Consider the following 26,022-nt stretch of genomic DNA (forward strand, 5'->3'; position numbering starts at 1 on the left):
ATCTGGTGTACTTATTTAAAATTAAGTTTTCTGGATCTCAGTGCCAAAGCACTGGGATGACACCCTTCCTGGCGGAGATTATTCTCAAATCACAATGTTCGTACAGTTGTGGAATGAATTGCGGTATGACGTAGGAAAACCTTAGCTATAGCTTTAGAACTCCCAAAAGGTCAGAAGCATTGAATGACTTGACAGAAAGTTCAAACCCATATAAAATGTCCTTATTTCTTATATGTTAGGTATAGTATCAATTGCCTCAGATCATGCTGGTTATGAATTAAAATCAGAAATAAAACCTTACCTGGAAGCCCTAGGTTACAGAGTAGTAGATCAAGGCTGCACTGCTAAGCAAAAGTGTGTAGATTACCCAAACTATGCTGTTAAAGTTGTAGAAGATATAACAAGCAAAAAAGCAAATTATGGGATATTAATTTGTGGTACAGGTTTGGGCATGAGTACTGTGGCAAATCGTTTTGAAGGAATCTACGCTGCTTTATGTAACAGTGTTGAGATCGCAAAATTAGCTCGCGAGCATGGCAACGCAAATGTACTGTGTCTTGGTGCAGGGTTTACTGCGAGTGGATTAGCAAAAGACATAGTCAAACAATTCCTCGAAACAGAATTTTCAAAAGAAAGCAGACATAAAAAACGCCTTGATAAACTCAGCAATATAACCTCTAAGAAAAAAAAAACAAAAACTTATAACGAAGATGAAATATCAAAATTCGCTAAAATGGCAGGCCAGTGGTGGGATGAGAACGGCAAATTCAAACCATTGCACATGATGAATCCTGTTAGAGTATCTTACATTATTGAGAAAATAAAAGAGTTAAAAAAATGCAATTTGAAAGAATTATCATTGCTTGATGTTGGATGCGGTGGTGGCATTTTGTCAGAGTCAATGGCACGCGTTGGCATTAACGTTGTGGGAATAGATGTATGTGAAGAAAACATAAAAGTAGCGCATTCACATGCAAAAAAAGTAGGGTTAAATATAGAATATATACACACCAGCATTGAAGAGCTAAGCAATGACAAGAAGTACGACGTGGTTCTGTTGATGGAAGTAGTTGAACATGTGGATAATTTAGAGCTTTTCATGAAAAAAGCGATAGAACTGCTAAAACCGGAGGGGTTAATCTTTATATCCACAATAAATAGAACTATTAAATCCTTTTGTCTTGCAATAATTGGTGCAGAGTACATATTAAATTGGCTGCCAAAAGGTACACATAACTGGAATAAATTTCTCAAGCCGTCAGAAATTGCAAATCACTTAAGAGAAAATAATGTAACGCTGCAAAACATGGCTGGCATGGAGTACAACGTAATAAAGCGTGAGTGGAATCTAACTAAAGGCGTGGATGTTAATTATATACTCTGCGGTTTGTTAGATTTAACTCTATAAAAGCACCATTTTCACTTCCAATACTTTGAAGGATCTTGGCCAGCTTTTATACAGTAGCCTTTATTAGTTAGCGCCCAACCGGAACGACAAGCATAACCTGTACCTACACGTTCATATCCAGGAGCAGCAACACACTTTCCATTCTCCAAGGTTTGACCCTTACTTTTACCCACAATTTTGAGAGGTTATGATGTGAAGCATAACAATGCTCTCCTTAAGGTTTTCATAGCCCCGCCATAGAGTCATAGACCCTGGTAAATTATCACTTTTTCTATTCATAAATCACCCAATTTTCCTAACCAAATAATAGCTTGTTTTATGTTTGGAGGTTCTTCGGGTAATGTTGCTACCCGATACTCACGCATGTAAAGGACCTTCCACTCTTCGTTGCTTAAAATTTTAGTACAAATTTCCATGGGATTTGATAAAGCCACTTTTGTCAAATATAAAATTTTAAACGCGATTATACTTTTTATAGCAATTAACTTCTGTAATCTTTCTTTTGTAGCTAAGCGGGAGCTTTCTATCTTACATCCTGATTTTAAAATCCTAAAATACTCTTCAATTTTCCACCTTAGCTTATACCAATTTATCTTTTCTATGGCATCTAAAGTATTATTAATCGGTACATTAGTTAGTAGAGTCCAGTCGATAGCTTCCAATCCATCAGGAGGATTTGTTTCTTTTGCACTTACCACATATACAGGGATTTTATCACTTATTTTATGTATTGTATCTTTTGACCCATAAATGGAAGAAGATCTGATAGGTATATAGCCTTTCATATACTTAACTTCAATATTAGCTTTCCTTGATCTCTGGTTTCCACCTTTAGTAACTTCTAGAGAAATTTTCTTTTTTACTGGCAGTTGAGTGATGCGTGTTTGCAAATCTGTTTTTCCGACTTCAGTACAGATAAATCTTCTATTAGCTCGATTGCGGATTACATAAAAACTACCTAACGTCTCAGCCACCCATAAAAATTTGAAGATGTCTGCTTCCCTATCACCAAGGGTAACAAGTTGTACATTTGGAGGAAGGTTGTTTATAGTTTCTTTAAGAGCTGTTATCCACTTATAACTTTCTTTTTCTTCTATGGAGGTACGGTATTTTCTGTTTGCTTTTTCTTGTGCCGTTTCTTCTTCCCTAATAGAACGCGCCCAACATTGTTGGGAAGATAGACCTAAAGGTAATCCGTCTCTGCTGACTATTAAGGCACTATGCAACAGTAAACCCATTTTATGCTTTGTATAAGCTTTAGAAATACTGCCTAGTCTCTTGGTCTTTATATGAGAGTCAAAATCCAAATAACTTGTATCTTGAACTGAAAAGACCAACTGGTTTCCTTTTATTCTTTCCTTAGTTTCTTTATAATGGGAAGAATAAATTTCCTTATCTTCAAGCTTTTCATTGCTAAATAATCTATATGCACCCTTAGCTTCTTTCCACCCACTACAGCTTTGATTAATTGAACCAGATGCCTTACCCTCTATGCAATAACTTGTTTTTATAAGCCTTTTATTAAGCCTTTTATCTCCCAAATTAATGTGTTTTAACTCTCTTTCCAGCCATTTATCCCTAAGCCATCTGTATATTGCACGCTTGTACTTGTTTCTATCATTTTGATCCTAAATTATTTAGCTTACTCACTTTTTACATTTGTGGGTAAAAGTAAGGCTTCAATATTAGCACCTTTACCAAGGATGAGTTCAACTTCCTTACCAAAATAAGCAGCGTGATGTAAAGGTGTTCTTTGATCTTCGTCTTGAACGTTAACATTAGCATTTCTACTGAGGAGAAGTTCAAGCACATCCAATTTGCCTATACGAGAGGCTGCACATAAAGGCGTTTCATTTTTTGCATTTCTAGCTTCAATATTAGCTCCAGTATTGAGAAGATTTGTAACTTCACTCACATTCCCTCTTGCTACAGCAGTAAATAAAAGGCTATCATACTCACTTTGCTTTCGTCCTAAAAAGTTTACTACTTCTGTTTTACCAAGCTCATTTGCTGCATCTAAAGGGTTTTTACCATCCTTATTTTTAGCTCCAATGTTAGCCCCTTCCCTTGTAAGAGCTATAACCGTAGCTAAAGCACCTTCTTCGGCAGCCAAGTGCAAAGGTGTGTAACTATCACTACCTTTAGCTTCAATATCAGCCTCCTTCTTTATAAGAAATCCAGTTGCTATTGTACTATCTCCCCCAGCAGCCATGTGCAAAGGTGTGTAACCCTTAAGATCTCTAGCTTCAATGTTAGCCCCCTTCTCTATAAGAAATTCAACTATTCTGAAACCACCTGTTGCAGCAGTCAAGTGCAAAGGTGTGCAATCATGAAGATCTCTAGCTTCAATGTTAGCCCCCTTCTCTATAAGACATTTAACTACCTCTAAATAACGTCCCCTGGCAGCCTTGTGCAAAGGTGTGTGACCATTACTATCTTTAGCTTCAATATCAGCCCCCTTCTCTATAAGACATTTAACTATCTCTAAATGACCTCCTTCAGCAGCCCTATGCAAAGATGTGTAACCATCGCTATCTCTAGCTTCAATATTAGCCCCTTTCTCAAGAAGTTCTTTAACTTCACTAAGGCGTCCTACTCTTGCAGCACTAATTAATAAATCATCATTGTTTAAAGTCATTTGTCCCTCCAAATTTACAAAAACTTACCTAACTCAACTAAGCAATTACACCATAGCAAGCTACTCTTACCCTGAGCTTTTTTCTTTCCTCAAGCAACACAGAAAAAAAACATCTTCCCTCAAATAAGAATTCTGGAATGCCTTCACATAACATAGCTCGCTAACAAACGTAAAACTACCTTAGCTATTACACACTTACATACCATAAAAATTTAATGTATTTCAGGAATAGTACTCCATCTTTAAAACTTGTCAACCCCTAATTTAAATTTTTTTTGAAATAATTTTTGATGGAAGTCTTTAATAAATTATTGTTAATTTAACAACATATATTATTAATAACTTAAATAATATAACCACTTTCAGCAACTTAAAATAACAAACGTGAGAACTGTTCGTTTTGGGATCAGTTGGTCTACCACTTGTTCTGTGCGAACTTTTTTATATTATAATTTTATTATATGCCAAAACCAGCTACATTGGCTCACTTTCGCTAAATCCACATACGAACTAATTTCCCTGACTTTGTTGCAAAGATTGCAAGTTCCTATTTTCATAACCCTACTTTTACGTAGCTTGTTCTCACAAAGATACGATCTTTTTGGGGTCTTTGAAGGAGTAAATAATTGAAATCTTTGTAATACTTGGTTGCAATGTTTTTTAGAGACAAAAGGTATTTTCCTATATCTGAATACAATAAATTTGTAATTCTGAAAAAAATATAAAACTATTGCTAATTATAATAATTGTGTAATAATTAAAACATAAGTTTTTAAGTTAAGGTAGTGTCGTGGGTAATCAATTGGAAGAAGTATCTAGTCCAATAAATATTCAAGCAGATTTAGAAGAGAACAGTATGGTTGATGGAATAGAAAAGCGGTCAAAAGAACAAGGTTTTTATGCAACACAGACCATACCAATTTATCAAGTTAATCAAAATATTACGTATTCATATTTAGCTACGCTCGATAGTCACTTAAAAACAGATGAGCATTGTGTACACGAAAGTAATATACATACTGACTTACTTAATTTTGCTTTTCATGGTTCCTTAGAGAAAGTTCAAGATCTATTAAACAAAGGAGCTAGTGTTGAGATAAAAGACAACAATGGTAACACGCCTTTGCATCTTGCTGCTGGCAGGGGCCACTTCGTAATCGTTGGAACCCTGTTAAAAAAAGGAGCTACTGTTGAGGTAATAAACAATGAAGAAGCTACTCCGCTGCATATCGCTGTTCAGATGGGTCACTTAAACGTAATTCAAGTTCTACTAGATAATGGTGCTGATGTTGATGCGCAAAAAGATAATGGTGACACTGCCTTACATATTGCTGCTAAAGCAGGCCACTTAGAAGTAGTTCAAGTTCTATTAGGAAAAGGGGCTAGTGTTGAGGCACGAAACAAAGAAGGATGCACTGCTCTTCATTCTGCTACTGAAATGGGTAAATTAAAAGTAGTTGAGTACTTTATAAGTGAAGAAAAAATCAATATTAACCAAGCAACCGATGATAATGACACTCCTTTGCATATTGCCGCTGAAATGTGTCACTTAGATGTAGTTCAATTTCTGTTAGAAAAAGGAGCCAGTGTTGAGGCACGAAACAACGAAGACTGTACTGCTTTGCATATTGCTGCTAGCGAGGACCACTTAGAAATAGTTAAAGCTCTATTGGGCCAAATGAATAATGCTGACATACGAAAGAATAGTTTCAAATGTGTATTGCATATTGCTGCTCGAGAGGGTTACTTAAAAATCGTTAAAGCTCTATTAGACAAAGGTACTGATATTAATGCAACAAACTATGAAGGCGATACTGCTTTAAATGAAGCTGCTGGATGTGGTCATTTGGAAGTAGTTCAATTTCTGTTAGAAAAAGGAGCTAGTTTTGAAGCACGAAACGAAGAAGGATGCACTGCTTTGCATATTGCTTGTGAGGTGGGCTGTTTAGGCATAGTTAAAGCTCTGTTAGAAAAGGGATCTGATGTTAATGTAGTAAGCGAAAAAAATGGCGATACTCCATTACATGAATCTGCTAGAATGAATCGCTACGATATAGTTGAATATCTTGTAGAGGAAGAAAAGGCTACTATTGATGTAAAAAACTTTAGAGGTGAGACTCCTTCCGATTTGGCAGATTCTAATGGTTACAAAGATATAGTTAAGTATCTTAGTCTTCGAGTAAGGGAGTGTCCCAAAACCTCGGGAAGTCTGGCTGATGATAAAAATGTGATACAGTATCAAAAAGTGACAGAAAATAAACACCTAACTATAACTAATAGAGCAATAAAGACCAGTTTCTGTGTAGGGATAATGACCATGTTGACAAGTGTGGCTATTGGATGTACTGCTATTCATCTTAGTTTATCAATATCAGCTACTGCTGCATTGATTGTTGGGGCCATTGCTGGTGGCATTACATATGCAGTATTAAAGCCTAATAGTAGGCTAAATGAATGTGAAGTGAATAGGCAAAGCTTACCTCAAATGCCTAAGGACGAATGTTGCATGCCATATTAGTTCTTGCATTTTATGTCATGCGTGTGAAAATGGTGCGTAGTATTTTTAACCGAGGTGGAGTTATGGAATTGAATAAATTGCAGGAAGTATTAAATTCTGCTAATGCTGATGTTGGTTTAAGTAAGAGTAATGTAGTTAGTAAAATAGAAGAGAGATTAAAGCAAGTAGATCCAGGTACATTGTGCCAATTAAGTTTTGCTGTTTTAAAAAACAACAAACAAATGGTAGAAACCCTTATAAAAGGAGGAGCTGATGTTAACACAATTGATGCGTACAATCGTGATCCATTATATTATGCTATCTCACAAGGGAACACAAGAATGGTAGAGATCCTAATAAAAAATGGAGCAAGTGTTAATAAGAAGTATAATGACGGAAGCACTCCTCTACATCATGCTGTCTTGAGCCAAAAAATAAAAATAGTAGAGTATCTTATAAACAATGGAGCTGATGTTAATGCGTTAGATGAAAAACGGCGCACTCCATTATACTTAGCTGGACGAAGTACAAAAATGGTCTCGATTCTCATGAAGAAGGGGGCATTACCTTTACTGGAAAACAGAGATATTGAATTTTTAAAGGATCTAGCTAAACGCATTAAAGATGATGATACAGAGTATTTAAAGGAGGTAAAGGTAGAACAGAAGGAGGGGCGGGTAGATGATAAGTATGAGTCAATTAAATACTCGTTGCTGCTTAGTGATAACAGCTCTTTGACCTCTATTATTAAAAGGGAAAAATTCAAAAATTTAATATCTGATTGGTCTTTCAACGTACCTGATTTAAAAGATAACCAAAAAAATTTGAATAAGGCACTGTTAAATCTTCTTACAGACTTTCCATTTTGTGACATTACAAGGTTTGAGGACTTTTTACACGATAACAAAGGTGATGATCTAAAAGCTGTTCTCAATCTTCAAAGGGGAGAATCCAAATTGACAATACTACATGTAATACAAGGTATGGAGTATTTAGCAGTGGAAAAAGACATAGGTTGTGCAGTTAGTGCATTTATGACTTTACTTTTAAAATCTGGTGCTGATCCTAACATAGTTAACAGTGAAGGGCAAACACCTTTGCACTATGCTGCTTATTATAATACTTTAAATATACCTTTACTTCTGAAAAAAGGAGCACGTAGTCAACCTGACAGACAAGGAAAAACTCCTCTAGACATTGTAATTATTAACAAAAAACCTTTTGAAGTGAATCTTTTAGAACAGATCTTTTTAACTCAGGAGCAATTGGAAGCAAAAAATAATTTAGAAGGTGTTTACGGTCATAGCTTTAACACTAATCGACTAAGAAAGTTTTTCAATCAGCACAAAGGAAATGAAGGTCTTAAAGAGATTCTCAATCTCCGTGATTGCGAAGGAAAGTCTCGAGTTTTTCAAAAGATTAGGGAGGCTTGTTATGGTAATGAAACTCATTTCAAAGAAGCAAAAAAGTTGCTGCTAGAAGCAGGAGCGATTGATTACGAAGAGTGGAAGGACAAAAAACGTTTGCCTAAGCTTAGAACTCTATGGGATGATTTAATATTAGATCAGTCGGAAAAGTTGAAAATATTTTTGGGTAGGGTAAATAAATCCAAAGATATAGATGAGTTAAAACGCGTTGTAAACGAAGCTATAGAACTTGGGGTAAGGCTGAACTTTCCTAACCAGGGTAGTATATACGGAAAGGTATATGAAAAGGAATATAGTTTTACAGATTTTGTGATAAGAAAGATTAGTGAATTAAGAAAGAGTTCCGAAGGTTCAAGGAATATAGAGGTTGCTAGTGGTATAGTATGTCAATTGATATCAAAAGGGGCAATTTTGTACAACATAAGCAGTATATATGTAATTGACGAACTGGAAGAGTTTGAAAGCCACAAAGCTAATATGAAAAACGCTTATGCAGATTATGAGAATCGTGCTTTAGATTTCATAACAATCGTTCAAAGCGCAACAAGTGGTAAGGTAAGAGACGTAAAAATCGACAACTCTACTCTCTGTCTTGAATATTCAGAGGATAGTAAAATAGATGTTGCAAAGATTACAAATGGAGCAAGGAATTTAGGTATCACTCAGGAAGGTGTACAATACGGAAGAAATATAATAAAGATAGGTAAGAGTGAGGTAGAAATTATAACGGAAAACGCTATAAGGAATTATGTAGGCCTAGCAGATGGTAGTAATATAGTATTGACTTTCGATACTGGCTTGGGAGAGTTGGAAGTGAGATTATACCCTGATAAGCAAAATCTAATAAAGGTAGAAGTAGAAGATCAAGAAAAGTGGAAAAAATTACAGAATTGTGAGGAACGAATAGGGGAAAAATGTTTGCTTGGTGGGTGTTCAGTACGTGATGCTATTGAACGAGGTTTTTTTACTAGATCTGGAGAGTTGATTCGTTCTGAAACAATTAGTCAATCTGATGCAACAAAAGTGGGCCCTTGGGCAAAGCGCGAAAAAATGAGAAAAGCTTCAAGTCTTGAAGAAACAGTAGGCCGTTCTCTATAATGAAGTGAGGGAGTGTTAAATAAACCATACGCGTCAAGTTAAGGAAAAGTGTAAGTAAAGTTGATAGAGTGAAGGAAAATAATAAGGTATAAATTCTCTTGGATATATGAATGAGAGAACTTACAATGGACAGAATAGCTTGCTTATCAAAAGACCTCAATGAATTCTTTAATGAAAAAGCAGACGAAATATCAATTGCAGTAGGTTTTATAAAAAGAAAGAGAAAACTTAATGGCTCATCATTCATAAAAGCTATGGTTTTTGGTAACATAGGAGTTGATGATTGCAGCATAGAAACAATGTGCCAATTGCTAAATGAAGACTCGATAGAAATTACAAAACAGGGTTTAGATTTTAGGTTTAGTGAAGAAGCAGTTGAGTTCATGAAAAAAATGTATAACGAAGCTTTGTGTTTATTTAAAAAAAGTCTACAGATTGATTGCAAAATTTTACAGCAATTTGGAAGCGTTAAATTATTGGATAGCAGCTACATTAGCCTGCCCAGTAGCATGGAAGATATGTACAAAGGATATGGCAGTAGCTATAGAGATTGTGAGAATAATACCAAATCAGAAATAAAGCTACAGTTAGTCTTTGATTACCTGAATCAAGCGCTAGATAAGTTAAATTTTATGGAAGGAATAAGGTCGGATCAAGGTTATAGGGATTATCTGAACGGTTTATCAGCCAATGATTTGCTAATATTTGACTTGGGCTACTTTGTGCCTAGTTCTTTTAAACAGATTGATGAAGCAGGTGCATATTTTGTTAGTCGTTATAAGTCTGATACCAATATATATGATATAGAAACAAATCAAAAAATAGAGCTATTGGAGTATTTAGAAGGTCAATTATCTTCAGAAAAAGAAGTATTATTAGGAAAGGAAGTAAAAATTAAGGTAAGAATTATATGTCAAAAGCTAACTGAAGAACAGTCTATGGCTAGAAGAAGAAAGGCTAATAAATTAGCAAAGTCACATGGATATACATCTTCTCAAAAGAATCAAAAGTTATTAGATTGGTCAATATTTATAACTAATGTTCCAGAGAGTAAAATTAATGCTGAACAAATATTGACGGTTTATAGAGTAAGATGGCAAATCGAATTACTATTTAAACTATATAAAAGTCATATCAATCTTGATAAACTAAAAGGAAAGACAAATCCATTTAGAGTATTGTGCGAGCTATACGCAAAATTATGTGCTATTCTCGTATTTCACGAGATGATTGGCTGTGTAAAACTAAAAAAGAACACGGAGCTCAGTTTAACAAAGGCATTTATTGAATTGAAAAGGCGGGTTAGAGAGCTCTTTTTGATATTAAACAATATTGTCAATAATTTAAAAATTTTTCTAAAAAAGCTTACTATAATCTGGTCAAAGTTTTCTTTGAAAGACAGATATAGGAAGACCAGGGTATCTACTTTAAGCTCTCTACATTCCTTAACTTGACGCGTATGGACGCAAGAACACTGGGAAAAACTCCTTTAGCCAATAGTACAACAGCTCCTACTCCCGTTATGCCTCGATTGCCAGTAGCGAGTAACAACGTGACTTGCCTGCCTAATTCTGTACAAAATAATCCTGATTTAAGATCATCTAATACAACAGCTCCTCCTCCTGGTATACCTCGATTGCCAGTAGCGAGTAACAATACGACTTGCCTGACTAATCCTGTACAAGATAGTCCTGATTTAAGATCATCAAAAAAAGTTGTTCATAGAGAAGTTTCTGTTGTAGATCCCCCAATGAAATCTTCTCCAGTAGCCTACTTAATGGATGAGATAAAAAAACATGGTGGTGTAGGATCGTTAAAAAAAGTTGGTTATAAAGAACTTTTTGGCGGAAAGCAATTAATGGGTAACAAAGATGAGCAGCAACAAGATTTCTCGAATGAATCGGGTGCAAAACTTCGAAGTGAGGAAAATAGTTTTCAGAGAGTAGAGAGAATGAGGGAGCAGAAGAGAGAACTCCGCACTTCAGAATATCACAAGAACAATCCGCTCTCCTCAAGAAGGCTTGATCTTGGATATTCAGATAGTGAAGATGATGAATCTCCAGGACTTCAAAACCACCAACAAAACAATAAAAAAAGCAGTGCTGAACTACTTGCTACTTCTCCTGTTGCAACTCCATTGCCAGTATTAGGTAACCTGGAGGGTCCGTACACGAAAAGCTGTTCCTCTCACAGAACCGTCAGAACCACTTGGTGTTAGAAAAGTTTTTAGTAAAGAGCGATAGCAATCAAGGAATAACGGAGGTTAGCGGTCAATGGCATCAACTTAAGGGCGTGTACATTACAACTCTCCTAAAGACATGATGGCGTTTAGGCTTATCTACTTTTTCATAGCTATACAATCTTCCCGATCGGATCTTAACTCTTACTATTACCCACAAATAAAAACATAGTATTGTATTTACTCAAATAATTTAATTTTATTAACCTGAAAGCTTATTAGATTAAAATTATTAAACTAAGAGTTATAATTTTAGCAACTAAAAGCTGTAAATTGCACCATATAAACAGTTATTTCAAGCAAAAGTTATGCCATTAAGAGCTATGCAACAAACATTTATATTTGTGGGTAATAGTAAGATCTTAACTTTGGCGCGTATATTTAAAAAGGTCTTGAAAGTTTTTTGGCGAACAATTTCCAACAAGCGCTTGATTTTGCCCAAAATTCTTGTCCCTAAATTTACCCCAGAAAAATTCTCTAATAATGAAAAAGAGCACTTTCTGCCTATAGCTAGAGGTTTAAGCGAATTTATCGTATGTTCTATTTGTCTTCTCAATGATGAAATTTGGTATTAGCATTACTTTTACAATGGTTCTTCGAACAAGCGAAAACGAAGCTACATCGATACCCCTACAATTGCCGTTTGCGGCAAAAAAAAAGGATTCTGAATAACAAATTTTGATGGTCTGACAGAAATTAGTAAGAGCACATACGGTTGATTTTTCGGCTTCAAATTGCACTCGTTGATCAACGGAATTGGAGAAATTCAAGCACTTACGCTAACCGAATGTAACGTTGACGATAGAAAACCCTTACCAACTCTAACCACAAAACCAACCGAGCCTTTGTTTGGTGCTACATAAAGGAAGAACCGTTTGAGAAACTTCGATAGAGGCCTACAAGTTAGTAGAAGTTAGTACCTGGAAGCGGTGGTGGTGCTGGTAATATCGGAGTTGAAATTGATTGTACAGCAGATGAAGGGTTACGCATTTGATCGTTTCCTCTACCTTCCTGCATTTCCTCAGTTCTTTCATTAGATGATGATGTAGGTGTTGAATTCATCACACTTTGAACTGGAAAAGTAGGAGAAGACGCAGATGGAGCTGTTGTACTATTGGCTAAAGGAGTTTTTCCCAGTGTTCTTGCGTCAGTGTCAATTATTTTTCCTTGTTCATTAGAAATATTGTTGCATATGGGCCCTTGTCTTTTATCATTTATATTTACTGTAGAAGCGTTTGATCTGAGAAGATGTACTACTGAGTTCAGTGCGACAACTATAGAGACAGAAGCAACAGCTACACAAAGTAGTGGAACTATGGTAGAGTCAGAAATTACCGAGACTACAGGATAAACGTTCACTCAATGGCGTCAACTTAAGGAAAAATATCAGCGATAGTGTATAAAATTTCTCTCTAAAACTTTTACCATTAAATTATCCAGAAGCCGCAGGAAACAGCACTTTTGTTTCTATTTTATTTCAACAAAGAAGTTTAAAATGTGTCCTTTTTAGGTGAAACATGCGTGCGCCAAGCAAAGTGCGTAAAGTCCAGTTGGTGAAAATCCAACCCAGGCAAAGCCTAGCCAGCAGGCTGGAACAAACCACTATGCTGCGTAAGGTAACGAGCGTAGTAAAGCTAGTGGAATGGACAACACAGGGTACAACGAAAGTGAAGGTATTGAGTCCCGAAATTCTCGATGTCATAGAGGTCGACACGTTGCATATAGTGGAAGACAGCAAGAAGGGTAACAATAGGGCAAGTTATCACTCACTCTATCGGGATCTGAGGCCGTATCACGTGTTGAGATGGAGTTTACGTAAACTTGGGAGATCCTTTGTATTCCTATTAAGGTACGTTGGAACAAGTCAACAAAGGCGAGTACTGACGGAAGATATAAAGGAAGTCGGACTGATTGATAGTACTCAGAGTGTGGGAAAGCCACATACAAGGGGAAGCGGTCAGCAATATAGTGACTGGTTTAGGAATTGCTATGCCAATACAACGGAGGTTGGAATAACGTGCAAAGAAAACTAAATCAGATAGCAGTAAGAGCCAGGCAAGATAAACGATTGAAATTTAATCGTTAATTCATCTGATAAACGCAGAGAATCTTGCTGAATGTTATAAAGAGCTAAAGCATAACAAAGCATGCGGTATAGACCAGGTGACAGTAGAAGCTTATGGAGAAAATCTTGAAGAGAAGCTCAACACTCTGGTGGATAGTATGAAAAGAAAGCGATATCAACCGCAACCAGTGAAAAGAGTATATATACCAAAAGCTGGAAGCAAAGAGAAACGCGGGCTTGGAGTACCGTCTACAGAAGATAAGTTAGTCCAGATAATGCTGAAGAAGATATTAGAAAATATTTATGAAGCTAACTTTCTGGATAACTCATATGGTTTTCGTCCTGGTAGAAGCTGTCATCAAGCGGTAAATGCACTAAATAAAGCAGTTATGTACAGACCAACTAACTATGTAGTAGAAGTTGATATCAAGAAATTCTTTGATAATGTCCAGCACAAATGGCTAATGAGATGCTTGAGAGAACGGATAACAGACCCAAACATACTGTGGTTAGTAAAACGATTTCTTAAGGCAGGAGTAGTCGAAGCAGGACATTATGAAGCAACTGAACTAGGCACACCTCAGGGGGGAATAGTAAGTCCTATACTAGCTAATATATAGTTGCATTATGTGCTGGATTTGTGGTTTGAAAAGAAATTCAAGCTAAGATCTAAAGGTTATATGGAGCTAGTTAGGTATGCAGACGATCACCTGATTTGCTGCGAAAGAGAAAAAGATGCTAGAGAACTCTTAGAGTCACTGAAACAAAGGCTAGGAAAATTTGGACTGGAAATATCTGAAGACAAAACAAGAATAGTAAAGTTTGGCAAAAAGGAGTGGCAACAAGGAATAAGGGAGAAACGAAAAACGGAAAGTTTCAACTTTCTAGGATTCACCCATTATGGTACAAGGAGTCGTAAAGGTAGAGTAATGGTAGGTCATAAAACCTCGAAAGAAAATCTATCTAGAAAACTTAAAGAAATCAAAGAATGGGTGAAAAAGATCCGAAATAAAGTTCACCTTAAAGATTGGTGGTCAATACTTAAAGCAAAACTAACAGGACACTATAACTACTTCGGAGTTAGCGGAAATTACCGGTGGTTGAATAAATTCTTCTGGCGGGTAATCAAGCTAGCGTATAAATGGATAAACCGACGTAGTCAGAAGAAGAGTATGAATTCAAAGCAATTTATACACTATCTACAAGTTAATCCATTACCAAAACCAAGAATATGCTACTCATTATATACAAAATAGGAAATGCTGTGAATACTACATTGTGGAGCCGTGTGCGGGAAAGCTGCAAGCACGGTTCTGGTGGGGGAGTCATAGCGATAAAACTTAATCAGGAGGATTTAAAACTATGACTTCTACCAAACAAAAAGGAAAAAATTTTATTCTACAAATTAAAAATATAATATACTCGAAAGCTTTTCAGAGAATCCATTGTGTTGAGTTTTACACGAACAAGAAAACTTCCTTTTTCGGCAGTATTTTCTATGATTTTAAAGTTAGTTAAAAAAAGTTTGGGAATAGAATGTGAACTTATGGAGCCATTGACATGTACCCTCAAAGCAAGCTTTTTCTAAAGCAAGATATAAGATTTGCCATACAGGCTTTCAAGAATTTAAGCATCCAAACAGCCTATCAGGATGAACCTGAGTTGGAGAGGCTATAGACTTATTGCAGCAGATGGTTCTGGTATGAGATTACCCAGCTCTGAGGAAATTGTATCCGAGTTTGGCCGCTTTAAACCAAATGGAACAACAGGCACAATGCCACCATTGGCAATTTGTTTGTTGATTTGTGTACTTCGCTGATTTGTAGTGCTCGTCTTGCGGCTTGGAATATAGGTGAACAAACGTTGGCGGAAGAGCAATTACCCGAAGTTATCACTCAAATGCGTTCATTAAATCAAAAGAAATTATTATTTATCTATGATCGTCTTCAGTAAAATTCATTCAGCAGCATTATGATTTGGAAGTAGATTTTATTTTTCGCTTGCAAAAAAGAAATTATAGCAAGCTATGGGAACGAATTGCATCTGGAGAATTAGATTTCGATTTTATATTAGAAAATGAAAAGCTAAAAAATAAAATGAAAGGACAGAAAGTAAGAGTAATAGTGCTGACATTAGCCAACGGAGAAACAGAGGTATTGATTACTTCACTTTTTGACCGAGTAAAATTTACTTTGGAAGATATCAGCAAAGCTTATGTATTAAGGTGGCATATAGAGGAGTGCTATAAACGACTCAAAATAGGTGCAGAGTTAGAGAATTTTTCTGGCGTAAATTTAGAGGCTGTATTACAAGAATTTTGGGCAAACTTAGTCATGTGTAATATATTGTCGCTTCATATGTGTAATGCACAAGGGCCTTGGAATCCAGATCAAATTGCTGAGTATCGTTTAAATTTTTCGGTTTTATTTGGTGTAATGAGGCAGAAACTCTATCAGGTACTTATTGCGCCAAAAAACTTTCAAGCCCTTTTTGATAGAGCAAGTATACGCGCTAAAGTTAAAATCCGACCGGGACGATTGTATAGCCGCGATAAGGTAGATAAGCCCAAACGCCATCATGTCTTTAGGAGAGTTTGCTAATGAAAGTTCTTAAGTTGACGCCATTGAGCGTACAAGGCTCCAAGACCTGCTGCAAAACCTGATCTTACAATGTCAAAGTAACCATCAATTAATTCTTGTGTCTCCTTAATCTGTGCACTTTCACGAAGATCAGATCGCGCAACGCCAAGCCCTTCAGCAAAACGTTTCCATAACTCTGGATGATTTTCATCACCTTGTTCCTCTTCTATTAAATTACCAAGTAAAACCTGTCGCATTTTTAGATCTGGGCACAGAAAATGTATACCACTGATGTAACGAGGAAACGCAGCAACGTGGTGATAATATTCTTTAGCATAGGTTTGTAAAGCTTGCAAGCTTAAGCTTCCTGTATTCCATGATTGGTAGAATGGATGATTTAGTAAGTGCAATTCATCTAACTTGTTATTTAGAGACTTAGTAAATTTCATTATTTCCTCCATTATATCAACATATAGTTCATATACTACAGCTTTCTCATTGTTACGATCATGCTAAGATCAATACAATGGTGGGATTGGTAGGACTCGAACCTACGACCAATTCGTTATGAGCGAACTGCTCTAACCGACTGAGCTACAATCCCTTTTATCAATATTTATAATACACACAAAAGCAAATTTGTCTATTAGCTTATTTCACTATCAACCCAACTTGACAAATCATTTGTTGCACCAATTTTGCGTGCAATTTCCTTACCATCTTGAAATATGATTAAAGTGGGTATAGATTGCACTCCATACTTACTTGGCACTTCAGTCCCTTCATCTATGTCGAATTTGCAGATCTTAATCTTGCCTTTTCTGTCTTTAGCCAATTGTTCGATACGTGGCATTAGACTTTTACATGGCCCACACCATTCTGCCCAAAAGTCTATCAGAACAAACCCTTTATAGTCAGTGACTTCAGATTTGAAATTTTGATCATTTACCGATGTAATATCATCACTCATAAAATACCTAAATTTTTGTAAAATATAGCGTATCTATTAGCAGTTAATCAACTAAATTCTTACCGCAGAGCTTGAAAAATTGCCCTAAAGTGTTTTGCATAAACAAAAAACTTCTATTACATCTGGTGGTTAAAGATATCCACGTTTTCCCAACCCATTAAGTCTAACTCAATACGAGTAGGAAGAAATTCAAAGCACTTTTGGGCCAATTCTTTTCTATTTTCACGTTCCAGCATTAAGTCTAGCTTTTCCTTTATCTTGTGGAGATACAAAACATCAGATGCAGCATAACTTTTTTGTTTGTCTGTTAAATTTTCATTTCCCCAATCAGAAGATTGCTGCTGCTTATTTAGTTTGGTATCAAGCAGCTCTAAGCATAACTCTTTTAAGCTATGATTATCTGTGTAAGTGCGAACTAAACGTGAAGCTATTTTTGTGCAATAGCACGGAAGTGCCCAAGTTTCCAAGTAATAACGTATTATGCTTACATCAAATCGCGCGAAGTGAAATATTTTAGTTATATTTTTATCCTCTAATATTTTTCTCAAATTTGGCGCTGTATAATCGTTCTTGAGTTGAACTAAGTGAGCGTTGCCATCATTAAAAGAGAGCTGCACAAGGCATAATCTATCTCTGCTATGAAGTAGCCCCATTGCCTCGGTATCAACAGCTATAGACCTTATATCATCTGGTATTGAACTAGCTGGCAAGTCGTCTTTATATAAAAATATTCCCATAAAATTAATACATTTTTTGGCACAATTGAAAACCTATGATAATCAAAAATGAGTCTTAAGTATACGAAAAGATCATAGAAGGAACCACGCAAATTTATGGGCTCTCACATTTTTCGTGTACACGGGGTTTACAAATCGCTGTATATGCCTATAATTAAGTAAATTTAGGTTAATTTAATTGCGGGAGTAGCTCAGTTGGTAGAGCGCAACCTTGCCAAGGTTGAGGTCGAGGGTTCGAACCCCTTCTCCCGCTCTTTGCTTTCAAAATCATTTCGTCAAAAATCCCTTGACAAACTCCGCCAGCCCCCTTATCATGAAACTGAAGCTATTTATTTATCTTCTCTGTACAGATTAAATGACAAAAAAACTCACGTATCTGGCGTCCCATGTTTAATTTTTTGCACTATGTGCACCTTATGTCTTTATAAAATTTCTAGGTTTTTACCTAATATAAGCTGAAATGCGCTTATAAAGCATTTAAAACATCAAAAAACGCCGATTTAAAAAATGGATAGTGAATAACTAGCTACCCTAGGGTTTCTTTTGCCTTTTTTTCTGTTTAGTAAATTTCTTAATGTTTATAATTTAGATTAGTTGCGGCTTAAAAGCAACTAAATCGCGGTTATTAAGCGTTTAGAATAAAAAAACGCCATACTTGAAAGTATAATGTAAGTAATTAGCCAACCACGGGGCTTCTTTTGCCTTTTTTTTCGTTTGGTAAATTCCTTAATATTTATAGCTAAGAGAGCCCAAGAGAGGTGTCATTCCAGCGCGTGACGCTGGAATCCCAAAAAAAGGATGATGTCATCCCAGTGCGTGACACTGGGATGGCTTTGTTGCATCGCTCAAGTGAAAAGAACTGGCAGTTACTGACAAAATTCATTATAAATAACCATTTAACTGTTGAAGAAAAAATATGCCACAAAAAATGAGAGTCAGTAACTGCCATGAATATAACAAATTTCTCCAAGAAAGAGGAAGCATTTTTTGTTATATCAATGACGCCATAGAAAATTGGTACGAGAATTGTCCAAAAATGCAGGGCGGCAACTATATTTATAGTGATAAAGTTGTGATTTTGGTGCATATAATCGTCAGTTTCTTTAGAATTGGTTTAAGACAAACAGTCGGGTTTATAAAAGGGTATTTGCAACAAATAGGAAGAGATTTGGCAGTTATCAGCTATTCACAAGCATCAAGAAGGTTTAAGAAACTTAATATTAAGATAAATGATTGCAGAATTGATAAAAATAATATGGAAGATATCGAAATTGCTATAGACAGTACAGGAATTAGTATATACAACAACACTCCTGGTCACAGCAAGGAAAATAGCACTGACAGAAAATATCGTGGCTATGAGCAAACGAGAAAATTGCACGTAATGTTGAATATAAACAACAAAAAAGCCATAGCTGTAAAATACAGTAACGGTGTCTACTCTGATCACTATGGAGCTTGTGATTTGCTAAAAGAAGTTGATTTTCAGCATGCCATAAAAGCACTATATGCAGATAGAGCATGTGATAGGCACAAGTTTTATAAGTTGTGTAACAAATATGATATAAAGACAAAAATTCCACCAATAAACAATGCGGCAGAACATCCAGAAATAGATTATATGTCTGACAGGAATGCTGCTATTAGGTTAATAAAATTATACGGTGAAGATGGCATGAAAGAATGGAAAAAAGAAGTAAATTATGGGAAAAGATCTTATATTGAAGGGTTTTTCTCAAGATTAAAGCAAATATTCGGATTTAGTTTTAGGAATAAATCTGAGATAAATCGAGAAAAAGAACTGCTAATCAAATGCTATTTGCTTAATAAATTCACTGATATTGGTATGGCTAAATTTGAGATAGTTACATGAATTTACCATAAATCACCATCTCATAAAGTGTGATGCAACAAAGCCATCCCAGTGTCAAGCACTGGGATGACATCATAGGGGCGCTGGGCATAAGTGTTGAAAGTAACACAAAAAAGACATAAAGAACTATTATTGCAAGAAAATGGAGGCAATAATGGATCAAATAGAAAGAGTACTAAATTTAATAAAAGATGAGGATTTAGAAAGGCTAGGAAAATTAAGTGAAGTAGATAAATGTAATACTAAATTGTTGGGCAAGATTATATTTAAAGGTCTAATGAAGTTAATATTAATGGGGCAAAAAACAAGCCTAAGAGCGCTAGAAATGGTAATAAACAGGTGTATAATGGATAAGAATAGCGATAAAAGTACAGTAACATACAGTGGTTTGTCAAAAAGGTTAAAAGTTATAAATCCAGAATATTTTAAGGGAGTATATATTGATTTGATGAGCAAGATTAAAAAGCTATTACCCCAAAAAACATTAAATAACTTACATAAGTTTGATTCGACGATCATAAATTTATCGGGATATCTCATAAAAGATGGGCTAAAAATAGGCGGTAAAAGTAACGACAGTCAAGTTAAAGTGAGTGTAGGATTAAAGGATCAATTGCCGACAAGTATAAGATTTTGTAAAGGACAAGAAGAAAGTAGTGAAGATATAGCATTAGTGAGAGCAATTAATGAAGCTAAAGTTGAAAAAGAGGATATTTTATTATTTGATAGAGGAATCAGAAAAGTTGGAACTTTTGCCGAATTTGATGAAAAGGAGTACAAATTTATCACAAGAGTTAAAGTAGGAAGAAAACATGATGTTATAAGCAGGAACAAAGTTATAAGAGAACAAAAATCGGATGGATCAGAGATTTTAGAAGATATAATAGTTAATCTTTATCGTGCACGAGGTAAAGTGGCAGAAAAGCATGATCTACGGCTAATAAAAATCAGAAATAAAATTGGAGATGAAATATGGTTTTTGACAAACTTGTTTGAAATGCCAGCTTATGAAGTAACAGAGCTATATAGGCGCAGATGGGATATAGAAGTGTTCTTTAAATTTATAAAGCAAAATCTTGGATATAAGCACTTTTTAAGCCATACTATGAATGGCATGAAGGTGTATATTTACATGATTATTATTACGGCTTTGTTATTTCTTGTTTATAAAATCAAAAATAATCTACATGGGTTCAAAATAGCATTACTGCAATTCACATTGGATCTAAATGACTCTTTTATACGTTCGATTGTTTTACTGTCGGGAGGTAATTTACATGCCGTTGATCATCTCATATCACGTTATTTTTGATACTTTCAACACTTATGGGATAAATGGCTGGAAAGAGAGTTAAAACACATTAATTTGGGAGATAAAAGGCTTAATAAAAGGCTTATAAAAACAAGTTATTGCATAGAGGGTAAGGCATCTGGTTCAATTAATCAAAGCTGTAGTGGGTGGAAAGAAGCTAAGGGTGCATATAGATTATTTAGCAATGAAAAGCTTGAAGATAAGGAAATTTATTCTTCCCATTATAAAGAAACTAAGGAAAGAATAAAAGGAAACCAGTTGGTCTTTTCAGTTCAAGATACAAGTTATTTGGATTTTGACTCTCATATAAAGACCTTACTATTACCCACAAATAAAAACATAGTATTGTATTTACTCAAATAATTTAATTTTATTAACCTGAAAGCTTATTAGATTAAAATTATTAAACTAAGAGTTATAATTTTAGCAACTAAAAGCTGTAAATTGCACCATATAAACAGTTATTTCAAGCAAAAGTTATGCCATTAAGAGCTATGCAACAAACATTTATATTTGTGGGTAATAGTAAGATTTTAACTTTAGCGCGTATACTTGCTCTATCAAAAAGGGCTTGAAAGTTTTTTGGCGCAATAAGTACCTGATAGAGTTTCTGCCTCATTACACCAAATAAAACCGAAAAATTTAAACGATACTCAGCAATTTGATCTGGATTCCAAGGCCCTTGTGCATTACACATATGAAGCGACAATATATTACACATGACTAAGTTTGCCCAAAATTCTTGTAATACAGCCTCTAAATTTACGCCAGAAAAATTCTCTAATTCTGCACCTATTTTGAGTCGTTTATAGCACTCCTCTATATGCCACCTTAACACATAAGCTTTGCTGATATCTTCCAAAGTAAATTTTACTCGGTCAAAAAGTGAAGTAATCAATACCTCTGTTTCTCCGTTGGCTAATGTCAGCACTATTACTCTTACTTTCTGTCCTTTCATTTTATTTTTTAGCTTTTCATTTTCTAATATAAAATCGAAATCTAATTCTCCAGATGCAATTCGTTCCCATAGCTTGCTATAATTTCTTTTTTGCAAGCGAAAAATAAAATCTACTTCCAAATCATAATGCTGCTGAATGAATTTTACTGAAGACGGTCGTAGATAAATAATAATCTATCTTGATTTAATGAACGCATTTGAGTAACGACTTCAGGTAATTGTTCTTCTGCTAACGTTTGCTCACCCACATTCCAAGCCGCAAGGCGAGCACTGCAAATCAGCGAAGTACATAAATCAACAAACAAAGAAACCCTTGCTAATGGTGGCATTATACCTGTTGTTCCATTTGGTTCAAACTCGGATACAATTTCCTCAGAGCTCGGTAATCGAATACCAGAACCATCTGCTGCAATAAGCCTATAGCCTCTCCAACTCAGGCTCATCTTGATAGGCTGTTTGGATGCTTAAATTCTTTAAAACCTGTATGACAAATCTTATATCTTGCTTTAGAAAAAGCTTGCTTTGAGGGTACATGTCAATGGCTCCATAAGTTCACATTCTATTCCCAAACTTTTTTTAACTAACTTTAAAATCATAGAAAATACTGTCGAAAAAGGAAGTTTTCTTGTTCGTGTAAAACTCAACACAATGGATTCTCTGAAAAGCTTTCGAGTATATTATATTTTTAATTTGTAGAATAAGATTTTTTCCTTTTTGTTTGGTAGAAGTCATAGTTTTAAATCCTCCTGATTAAGTTTTATCGCTATGACTCCCCCACCAGAACCGTGCTTGCAGCTTTCCCGCACACGGCTCCACAATGTAGTATTCACAGCATTTCCTATTTTGTATATAATGAGTAGCATATTCTTGGTTTTGGTAATGGATTAACTTGTAGATAGTGTATAAATTGCTTTGAATTCATACTCTTCTTCTGACTACGTCGGTTTATCCATTTATACGCTAGCTTGATTACCCGCCAGAAGAATTTATTCAACCACCGGTAATTTCCGCTAACTCCGAAGTAGTTATAGTGTCCTGTTAGTTTTGCTTTAAGTATTGACCACCAATCTTTAAGGTGAACTTTATTTCGGATCTTTTTCACCCATTCTTTGATTTCTTTAAGTTTTCTAGATAGATTTTCTTTCGAGGTTTTATGACCTACCATTACTCTACCTTTACGACTCCTTGTACCATAATGGGTGAATCCTAGAAAGTTGAAACTTTCCGTTTTTCGTTTCTCCCTTATTCCTTGTTGCCACTCCTTTTTGCCAAACTTTACTATTCTTGTTTTGTCTTCAGATATTTCCAGTCCAAATTTTCCTAGCCTTTGTTTCAGTGACTCTAAGAGTTCTCTAGCATCTTTTTCTCTTTCGCAGCAAATCAGGTGATCGTCTGCATACCTAACTAGCTCCATATAACCTTTAGATCTTAGCTTGAATTTCTTTTCAAACCACAAATCCAGCACATAATGCAACTATATATTAGCTAGTATAGGACTTACTATTCCCCCCTGAGGTGTGCCTAGTTCAGTTGCTTCATAATGTCCTGCTTCGACTACTCCTGCCTTAAGAAATCGTTTTACTAACCACAGTATGTTTGGGTCTGTTATCCGTTCTCTCAAGCATCTCATTAGCCATTTGTGCTGGACATTATCAAAGAATTTCTTGATATCAACTTCTACTACATAGTTAGTTGGTCTGTACATAACTGCTTTATTTAGTGCATTTACCGCTTGATGACAGCTTCTACCAGGACGAAAACCATATGAGTTATCCAGAAAGTTAGCTTCATAAATATTTTCTAATATCTTCTTCAGCATTATCTGGACTAACTTATCTTCTGTAGACGGTACTCCAAGCCCGCGTTTCTCTTTGCTTCCAGCTTTTGGTATATATACTCTTTTCACTGGTTGCGGTTGATATCGCTTTCTTTTCATACTATCCACCAGAGTGTTGAGCTTCTCTTCAAGATTTTCTCCATAAGCTTCTACTGTCACCTGGTCTATACCGCATGCTTTGTTATGCTTTAGCTCTTTATAACATTCAGCAAGATTCTCTGCGTTTATCAGATGAATTAACGATTAAATTTCAATCGTTTATCTTGCCTGGCTCTTACTGCTATCTGATTTAGTTTTCTTTGCACGTTATTCCAACCTCCGTTGTATTGGCATAGCAATTCCTAAACCAGTCACTATATTGCTGACCGCTTCCCCTTGTATGTGGCTTTCCCACACTCTGAGTACTATCAATCAGTCCGACTTCCTTTATATCTTCCGTCAGTACTCGCCTTTGTTGACTTGTTCCAACGTACCTTAATAGGAATACAAAGGATCTCCCAAGTTTACGTAAACTCCATCTCAACACGTGATACGGCCTCAGATCCCGATAGAGTGAGTGATAACTTGCCCTATTGTTACCCTTCTTGCTGTCTTCCACTATATGCAACGTGTCGACCTCTATGACATCGAGAATTTCGGGACTCAATACCTTCACTTTCGTTGTACCCTGTGTTGTCCATTCCACTAGCTTTACTACGCTCGTTACCTTACGCAGCATAGTGGTTTGTTCCAGCCTGCTGGCTAGGCTTTGCCTGGGTTGGATTTTCACCAACTGGACTTTACGCACTTTGCTTGGCGCACGCATGTTTCACCTAAAAAGGACACATTTTAGACTTCTTTGTTGAAATAAAACAGAAACAAAAATGCTGTTTATTGCACTCTTTGGATAATTTAATGATAAAAAATTTAGAGAGAAATTTTATACACTATCGCTGATATTTTTCCTTAAGTTGACGCCATTGTCCGTTCAGCCAATGGCGTCAACTTAAGAACTTTCATTAGCAAACTCTCCTAAAGACATGATGGCGTTTAGGCTTATCTACTTTATTGCGGCTGTCCCGGTCGGATTTTAACTTTAGCGCGTATACTTAAAAAGGGCTTGAAAGTTTTTTGGTGCAATAAGTACCTGATAGAGTTTCTGTCTCATTACACTAAATAAAACTGAAAAATTTAAACGATACTCAGTAATTTGATCTGGGTTCCAAGGCCCTTGTGCATCACACATATGAAGCGATAATATATTGCACATGACCAAGTTTGCCCAAAATTCTTGTAATACAGCCTCTCCAGAAAAATTCTCTAACTCTGCTCCTACTTTGAGTCGTTTATAGCACTCCTCTATGTGCCACCTTAACACATAAGCTTTGCTCCAAAATCTCGGTCAAAAACTCTGTTTCTCAGTTGGCTAATGTCAGCACTATAACTCTTACTTTCTGTCCTTTCATTTTATTTTTTAGCTTTTCATTTTCTAATATAAAATCAAAATCTAATGCGCCAGCGTTCCCATAGCTTAGAGGTTGTCCACAAACCAGTAAATCAAGCATATTCCCTACTTAACATAACTTTACTCATAGCCAGATATATGAAACTTTCAGTAGATGTTGTAAGTAAATCGTACTCCTTTGATAGCCTTCTATTTCTATTGATCCAAGCAAAAGTCCTCTCTACCACCCACCTTCTCGGCTGTACTGAAAATCCAGGATCCCGTTGTGGCAATAGTTCTAGTGGTGTATCTTTATGCACCCAAAACCTACATGGAGGCCTTTTGACAATTTCAATATCTATCCCATATTCTCTCTTTACGTAATCCTTTAAATCTTTTCCTTGGTATCCCATATCAGCCCACATTTTCTTAATATTGCTGTATTTTTCCTTCATATTGTCCAATGCCATCTTCACCCCATCTCTGTCATTTTCGCTTGCAGCTCCTACATAGCAACCAAGCACAAATCCTTGAGTATCTGTGATTATATGTCTTTTTCTCCCCTTTACCTTTTTCGCACCATCATAACCTTTGACCCCCCTTTTTCCGTGGTTTTTACCGATTGACTGTCCACTATGCATGCGCTCGGCTTCCCATTTTTGACCTACTATATTTAGTGATATCATAGTTCATTTTCTCAAAAATTCCCTGCTTTTTCCATCTTCTAAACTGTTCATGCACAGCCTTCCACGGCGGAAAATCGTGTGGTAAATAGCGCCATTGACATCCTGTGCGCAGTATATAAAGAATTGCATCTACTATCTCACACTTACTGTATTTTGGTGGCCTTCCTCCTTTCTTGTACGATACTCTGAAGTGTTTTTCTATTCTTGCCCATTCTCTTTTACTTAAATCTGTTGGATATTTTTTCCTCATCTCTTACCTCAATATTCTTTCTTTA

General features: G+C 35.8%; 15 protein-coding genes, 2 tRNA genes and 8 pseudogenes. 14 read left to right on the forward strand and 11 right to left on the reverse strand.

The features are described 5' to 3' along the window. Positions 1 to 232 precede the first annotated feature (232 nt). Positions 233 to 1,408, forward strand: coding sequence for a bifunctional 2-polyprenyl-6-hydroxyphenol methylase/3-demethylubiquinol 3-O-methyltransferase UbiG (gene ubiG, locus NL281_RS01770; protein WP_015589098.1), 1,176 nt, complete (start codon positions 233 to 235; stop codon positions 1,406 to 1,408). A gap of 275 nt (positions 1,409 to 1,683) precedes the next feature. Here ubiG and NL281_RS01775 read toward each other — a convergent pair whose 3' ends face one another. Then, positions 1,684 to 3,003: an IS4 family transposase gene (locus NL281_RS01775; protein ID WP_370274048.1), complete on the reverse strand. Its 1,320-nt coding sequence runs from the start codon at positions 3,001 to 3,003 to the stop codon at positions 1,684 to 1,686. 47 nt (positions 3,004 to 3,050) lie between these two features. Beyond that, entirely contained in the window at positions 3,051 to 4,046 is a 996-nt protein-coding gene (locus NL281_RS01780) for an ankyrin repeat domain-containing protein (RefSeq protein WP_253303491.1), read from the reverse strand. 790 nt (positions 4,047 to 4,836) lie between these two features. On the opposite strand from NL281_RS01780, the gene NL281_RS01785 reads away from it, so the two are divergent. From NL281_RS01785 to NL281_RS08610, 6 genes and pseudogenes are all read left to right on the forward strand, one after another. After that, positions 4,837 to 6,564 (forward strand): ankyrin repeat domain-containing protein, encoded by a 1,728-nt coding sequence (locus NL281_RS01785; protein ID WP_253303492.1) that lies wholly within the window; start codon positions 4,837 to 4,839, stop codon positions 6,562 to 6,564. A gap of 32 nt (positions 6,565 to 6,596) precedes the next feature. Then, complete coding sequence (locus NL281_RS01790; protein ID WP_253303493.1) at positions 6,597 to 9,068, forward strand: ankyrin repeat domain-containing protein; 2,472 nt, start codon at positions 6,597 to 6,599, stop codon at positions 9,066 to 9,068. Positions 9,069 to 9,193: 125 nt separating this feature from the next. After that, positions 9,194 to 10,522: an IS4-like element ISWosp9 family transposase gene (locus NL281_RS01795; RefSeq protein WP_253303494.1), complete on the forward strand. Its 1,329-nt coding sequence runs from the start codon at positions 9,194 to 9,196 to the stop codon at positions 10,520 to 10,522. Positions 10,523 to 10,599: 77 nt separating this feature from the next. Beyond that, on the forward strand, positions 10,600 to 11,286 hold the full coding sequence (locus NL281_RS01800; protein ID WP_253303495.1) for a hypothetical protein: 687 nt from the start codon (positions 10,600 to 10,602) through the stop codon (positions 11,284 to 11,286). 329 nt (positions 11,287 to 11,615) lie between these two features. Continuing rightward, positions 11,616 to 11,882, forward strand: a complete 267-nt coding sequence (locus NL281_RS01805) for a hypothetical protein (RefSeq protein WP_253303496.1) — start codon at positions 11,616 to 11,618, stop codon at positions 11,880 to 11,882. 144 nt (positions 11,883 to 12,026) lie between these two features. Continuing rightward, positions 12,027 to 12,131 (forward strand): annotated as a pseudogene (locus NL281_RS08610) (transposase); the annotation flags it as partial. 79 nt (positions 12,132 to 12,210) lie between these two features. Here the strand turns inward: NL281_RS08610 and NL281_RS01815 are convergent. Further along, on the reverse strand, positions 12,211 to 12,666 hold the full coding sequence (locus NL281_RS01815) for a hypothetical protein (RefSeq protein WP_253303497.1): 456 nt from the start codon (positions 12,664 to 12,666) through the stop codon (positions 12,211 to 12,213). An 864-nt stretch (positions 12,667 to 13,530) separates the two neighbouring features. Between NL281_RS01815 and ltrA (NL281_RS09090) the strand changes: the two are divergent. Both ltrA (NL281_RS09090) and NL281_RS01825 read left to right on the forward strand, forming a co-directional pair. Then, positions 13,531 to 14,628, forward strand: a pseudogene (gene ltrA, locus NL281_RS09090) (group II intron reverse transcriptase/maturase). A gap of 106 nt (positions 14,629 to 14,734) precedes the next feature. After that, positions 14,735 to 15,972: pseudogene (locus NL281_RS01825) on the forward strand (IS4 family transposase). Between the two features lie 14 nt (positions 15,973 to 15,986). On the opposite strand, the pseudogene NL281_RS01830 reads toward NL281_RS01825, so the two are convergent. From NL281_RS01830 to NL281_RS01845, 4 genes and pseudogenes are all read right to left on the reverse strand, one after another. Then, positions 15,987 to 16,400, reverse strand: a pseudogene (locus NL281_RS01830) (CADD family putative folate metabolism protein); the annotation flags it as partial. Between the two features lie 78 nt (positions 16,401 to 16,478). After that, a tRNA-Ile gene (locus tag NL281_RS01835) sits at positions 16,479 to 16,555 on the reverse strand. A 42-nt stretch (positions 16,556 to 16,597) separates the two neighbouring features. Next, positions 16,598 to 16,921, reverse strand: a complete 324-nt coding sequence (trxA, locus tag NL281_RS01840) for a thioredoxin (protein WP_006279168.1) — start codon at positions 16,919 to 16,921, stop codon at positions 16,598 to 16,600. A gap of 116 nt (positions 16,922 to 17,037) precedes the next feature. Beyond that, positions 17,038 to 17,658 (reverse strand): ribonuclease D, encoded by a 621-nt coding sequence (locus tag NL281_RS01845; protein WP_253303499.1) that lies wholly within the window; start codon positions 17,656 to 17,658, stop codon positions 17,038 to 17,040. Between the two features lie 180 nt (positions 17,659 to 17,838). On the opposite strand from NL281_RS01845, the gene NL281_RS01850 reads away from it, so the two are divergent. The 5 genes from NL281_RS01850 to NL281_RS01870 all read left to right on the forward strand — a co-directional run bounded on the left by NL281_RS01850 (position 17,839) and on the right by NL281_RS01870 (position 21,206). Further along, a tRNA-Gly gene (locus tag NL281_RS01850) sits at positions 17,839 to 17,911 on the forward strand. Positions 17,912 to 18,431: 520 nt separating this feature from the next. After that, positions 18,432 to 18,590 (forward strand): hypothetical protein, encoded by a 159-nt coding sequence (locus NL281_RS01855; protein ID WP_253303500.1) that lies wholly within the window; start codon positions 18,432 to 18,434, stop codon positions 18,588 to 18,590. After that, positions 18,575 to 19,531 carry an IS5 family transposase gene (locus tag NL281_RS01860; protein WP_253303014.1) on the forward strand — a complete coding sequence of 319 codons (957 nt, stop codon included), beginning with the start codon at positions 18,575 to 18,577 and terminating at the stop codon, positions 19,529 to 19,531. The genes NL281_RS01855 and NL281_RS01860 overlap by 16 nt, the downstream gene beginning before the upstream one ends. A 142-nt stretch (positions 19,532 to 19,673) precedes the next feature. After that, positions 19,674 to 20,843, forward strand: coding sequence for an IS4 family transposase (locus tag NL281_RS01865; RefSeq protein ID WP_253302993.1), 1,170 nt, complete (start codon positions 19,674 to 19,676; stop codon positions 20,841 to 20,843). 27 nt (positions 20,844 to 20,870) lie between these two features. Then, positions 20,871 to 21,206, forward strand: coding sequence for an IS4/Tn5 family transposase DNA-binding protein (locus NL281_RS01870; RefSeq protein ID WP_370274045.1), 336 nt, complete (start codon positions 20,871 to 20,873; stop codon positions 21,204 to 21,206). Between the two features lie 166 nt (positions 21,207 to 21,372). Here NL281_RS01870 and NL281_RS01875 read toward each other — a convergent pair. The 4 pseudogenes from NL281_RS01875 to NL281_RS01895 all read right to left on the reverse strand — a co-directional run. Further along, positions 21,373 to 22,533, reverse strand: a pseudogene (locus tag NL281_RS01875) (IS4 family transposase); the annotation flags it as partial. Between the two features lie 106 nt (positions 22,534 to 22,639). Next, positions 22,640 to 23,737, reverse strand: a pseudogene (gene ltrA, locus NL281_RS09095) (group II intron reverse transcriptase/maturase). An 899-nt stretch (positions 23,738 to 24,636) separates the two neighbouring features. After that, a pseudogene (locus NL281_RS01890) lies at positions 24,637 to 25,137 on the reverse strand (IS4-like element ISWosp8 family transposase); the annotation flags it as partial. Positions 25,138 to 25,174: 37 nt separating this feature from the next. Next, a pseudogene (locus NL281_RS01895) lies at positions 25,175 to 25,997 on the reverse strand (IS5 family transposase). Between the last annotated feature and the right edge of the window lie 25 nt (positions 25,998 to 26,022).

Origin of the sequence: Wolbachia endosymbiont of Phyllotreta cruciferae, from assembly GCF_918697765.1 — a bacterium.
Lineage (GTDB): Bacteria > Pseudomonadota > Alphaproteobacteria > Rickettsiales > Anaplasmataceae > Wolbachia > Wolbachia pipientis.

Coding starts and splice junctions, on each gene's coding strand:
- NL281_RS01845 (WP_253303499.1), bottom strand. CDS start 17,658: ATGGGAATATTTTTATATAAAGACGACTTGCCAGCTAGTTCAATACCA.
- NL281_RS01795 (WP_253303494.1), top strand. CDS start 9,194: ATGGACAGAATAGCTTGCTTATCAAAAGACCTCAATGAATTCTTTAAT.
- NL281_RS01780 (WP_253303491.1), bottom strand. CDS start 4,046: ATGACTTTAAACAATGATGATTTATTAATTAGTGCTGCAAGAGTAGGA.
- NL281_RS01865 (WP_253302993.1), top strand. CDS start 19,674: ATGGAGGCAATAATGGATCAAATAGAAAGAGTACTAAATTTAATAAAA.
- NL281_RS01805 (WP_253303496.1), top strand. CDS start 11,616: ATGCCATTAAGAGCTATGCAACAAACATTTATATTTGTGGGTAATAGT.
- ubiG (WP_015589098.1), top strand. CDS start 233: ATGTTAGGTATAGTATCAATTGCCTCAGATCATGCTGGTTATGAATTA.
- trxA (WP_006279168.1), bottom strand. CDS start 16,921: ATGAGTGATGATATTACATCGGTAAATGATCAAAATTTCAAATCTGAA.
- NL281_RS01860 (WP_253303014.1), top strand. CDS start 18,575: ATGCCACAAAAAATGAGAGTCAGTAACTGCCATGAATATAACAAATTT.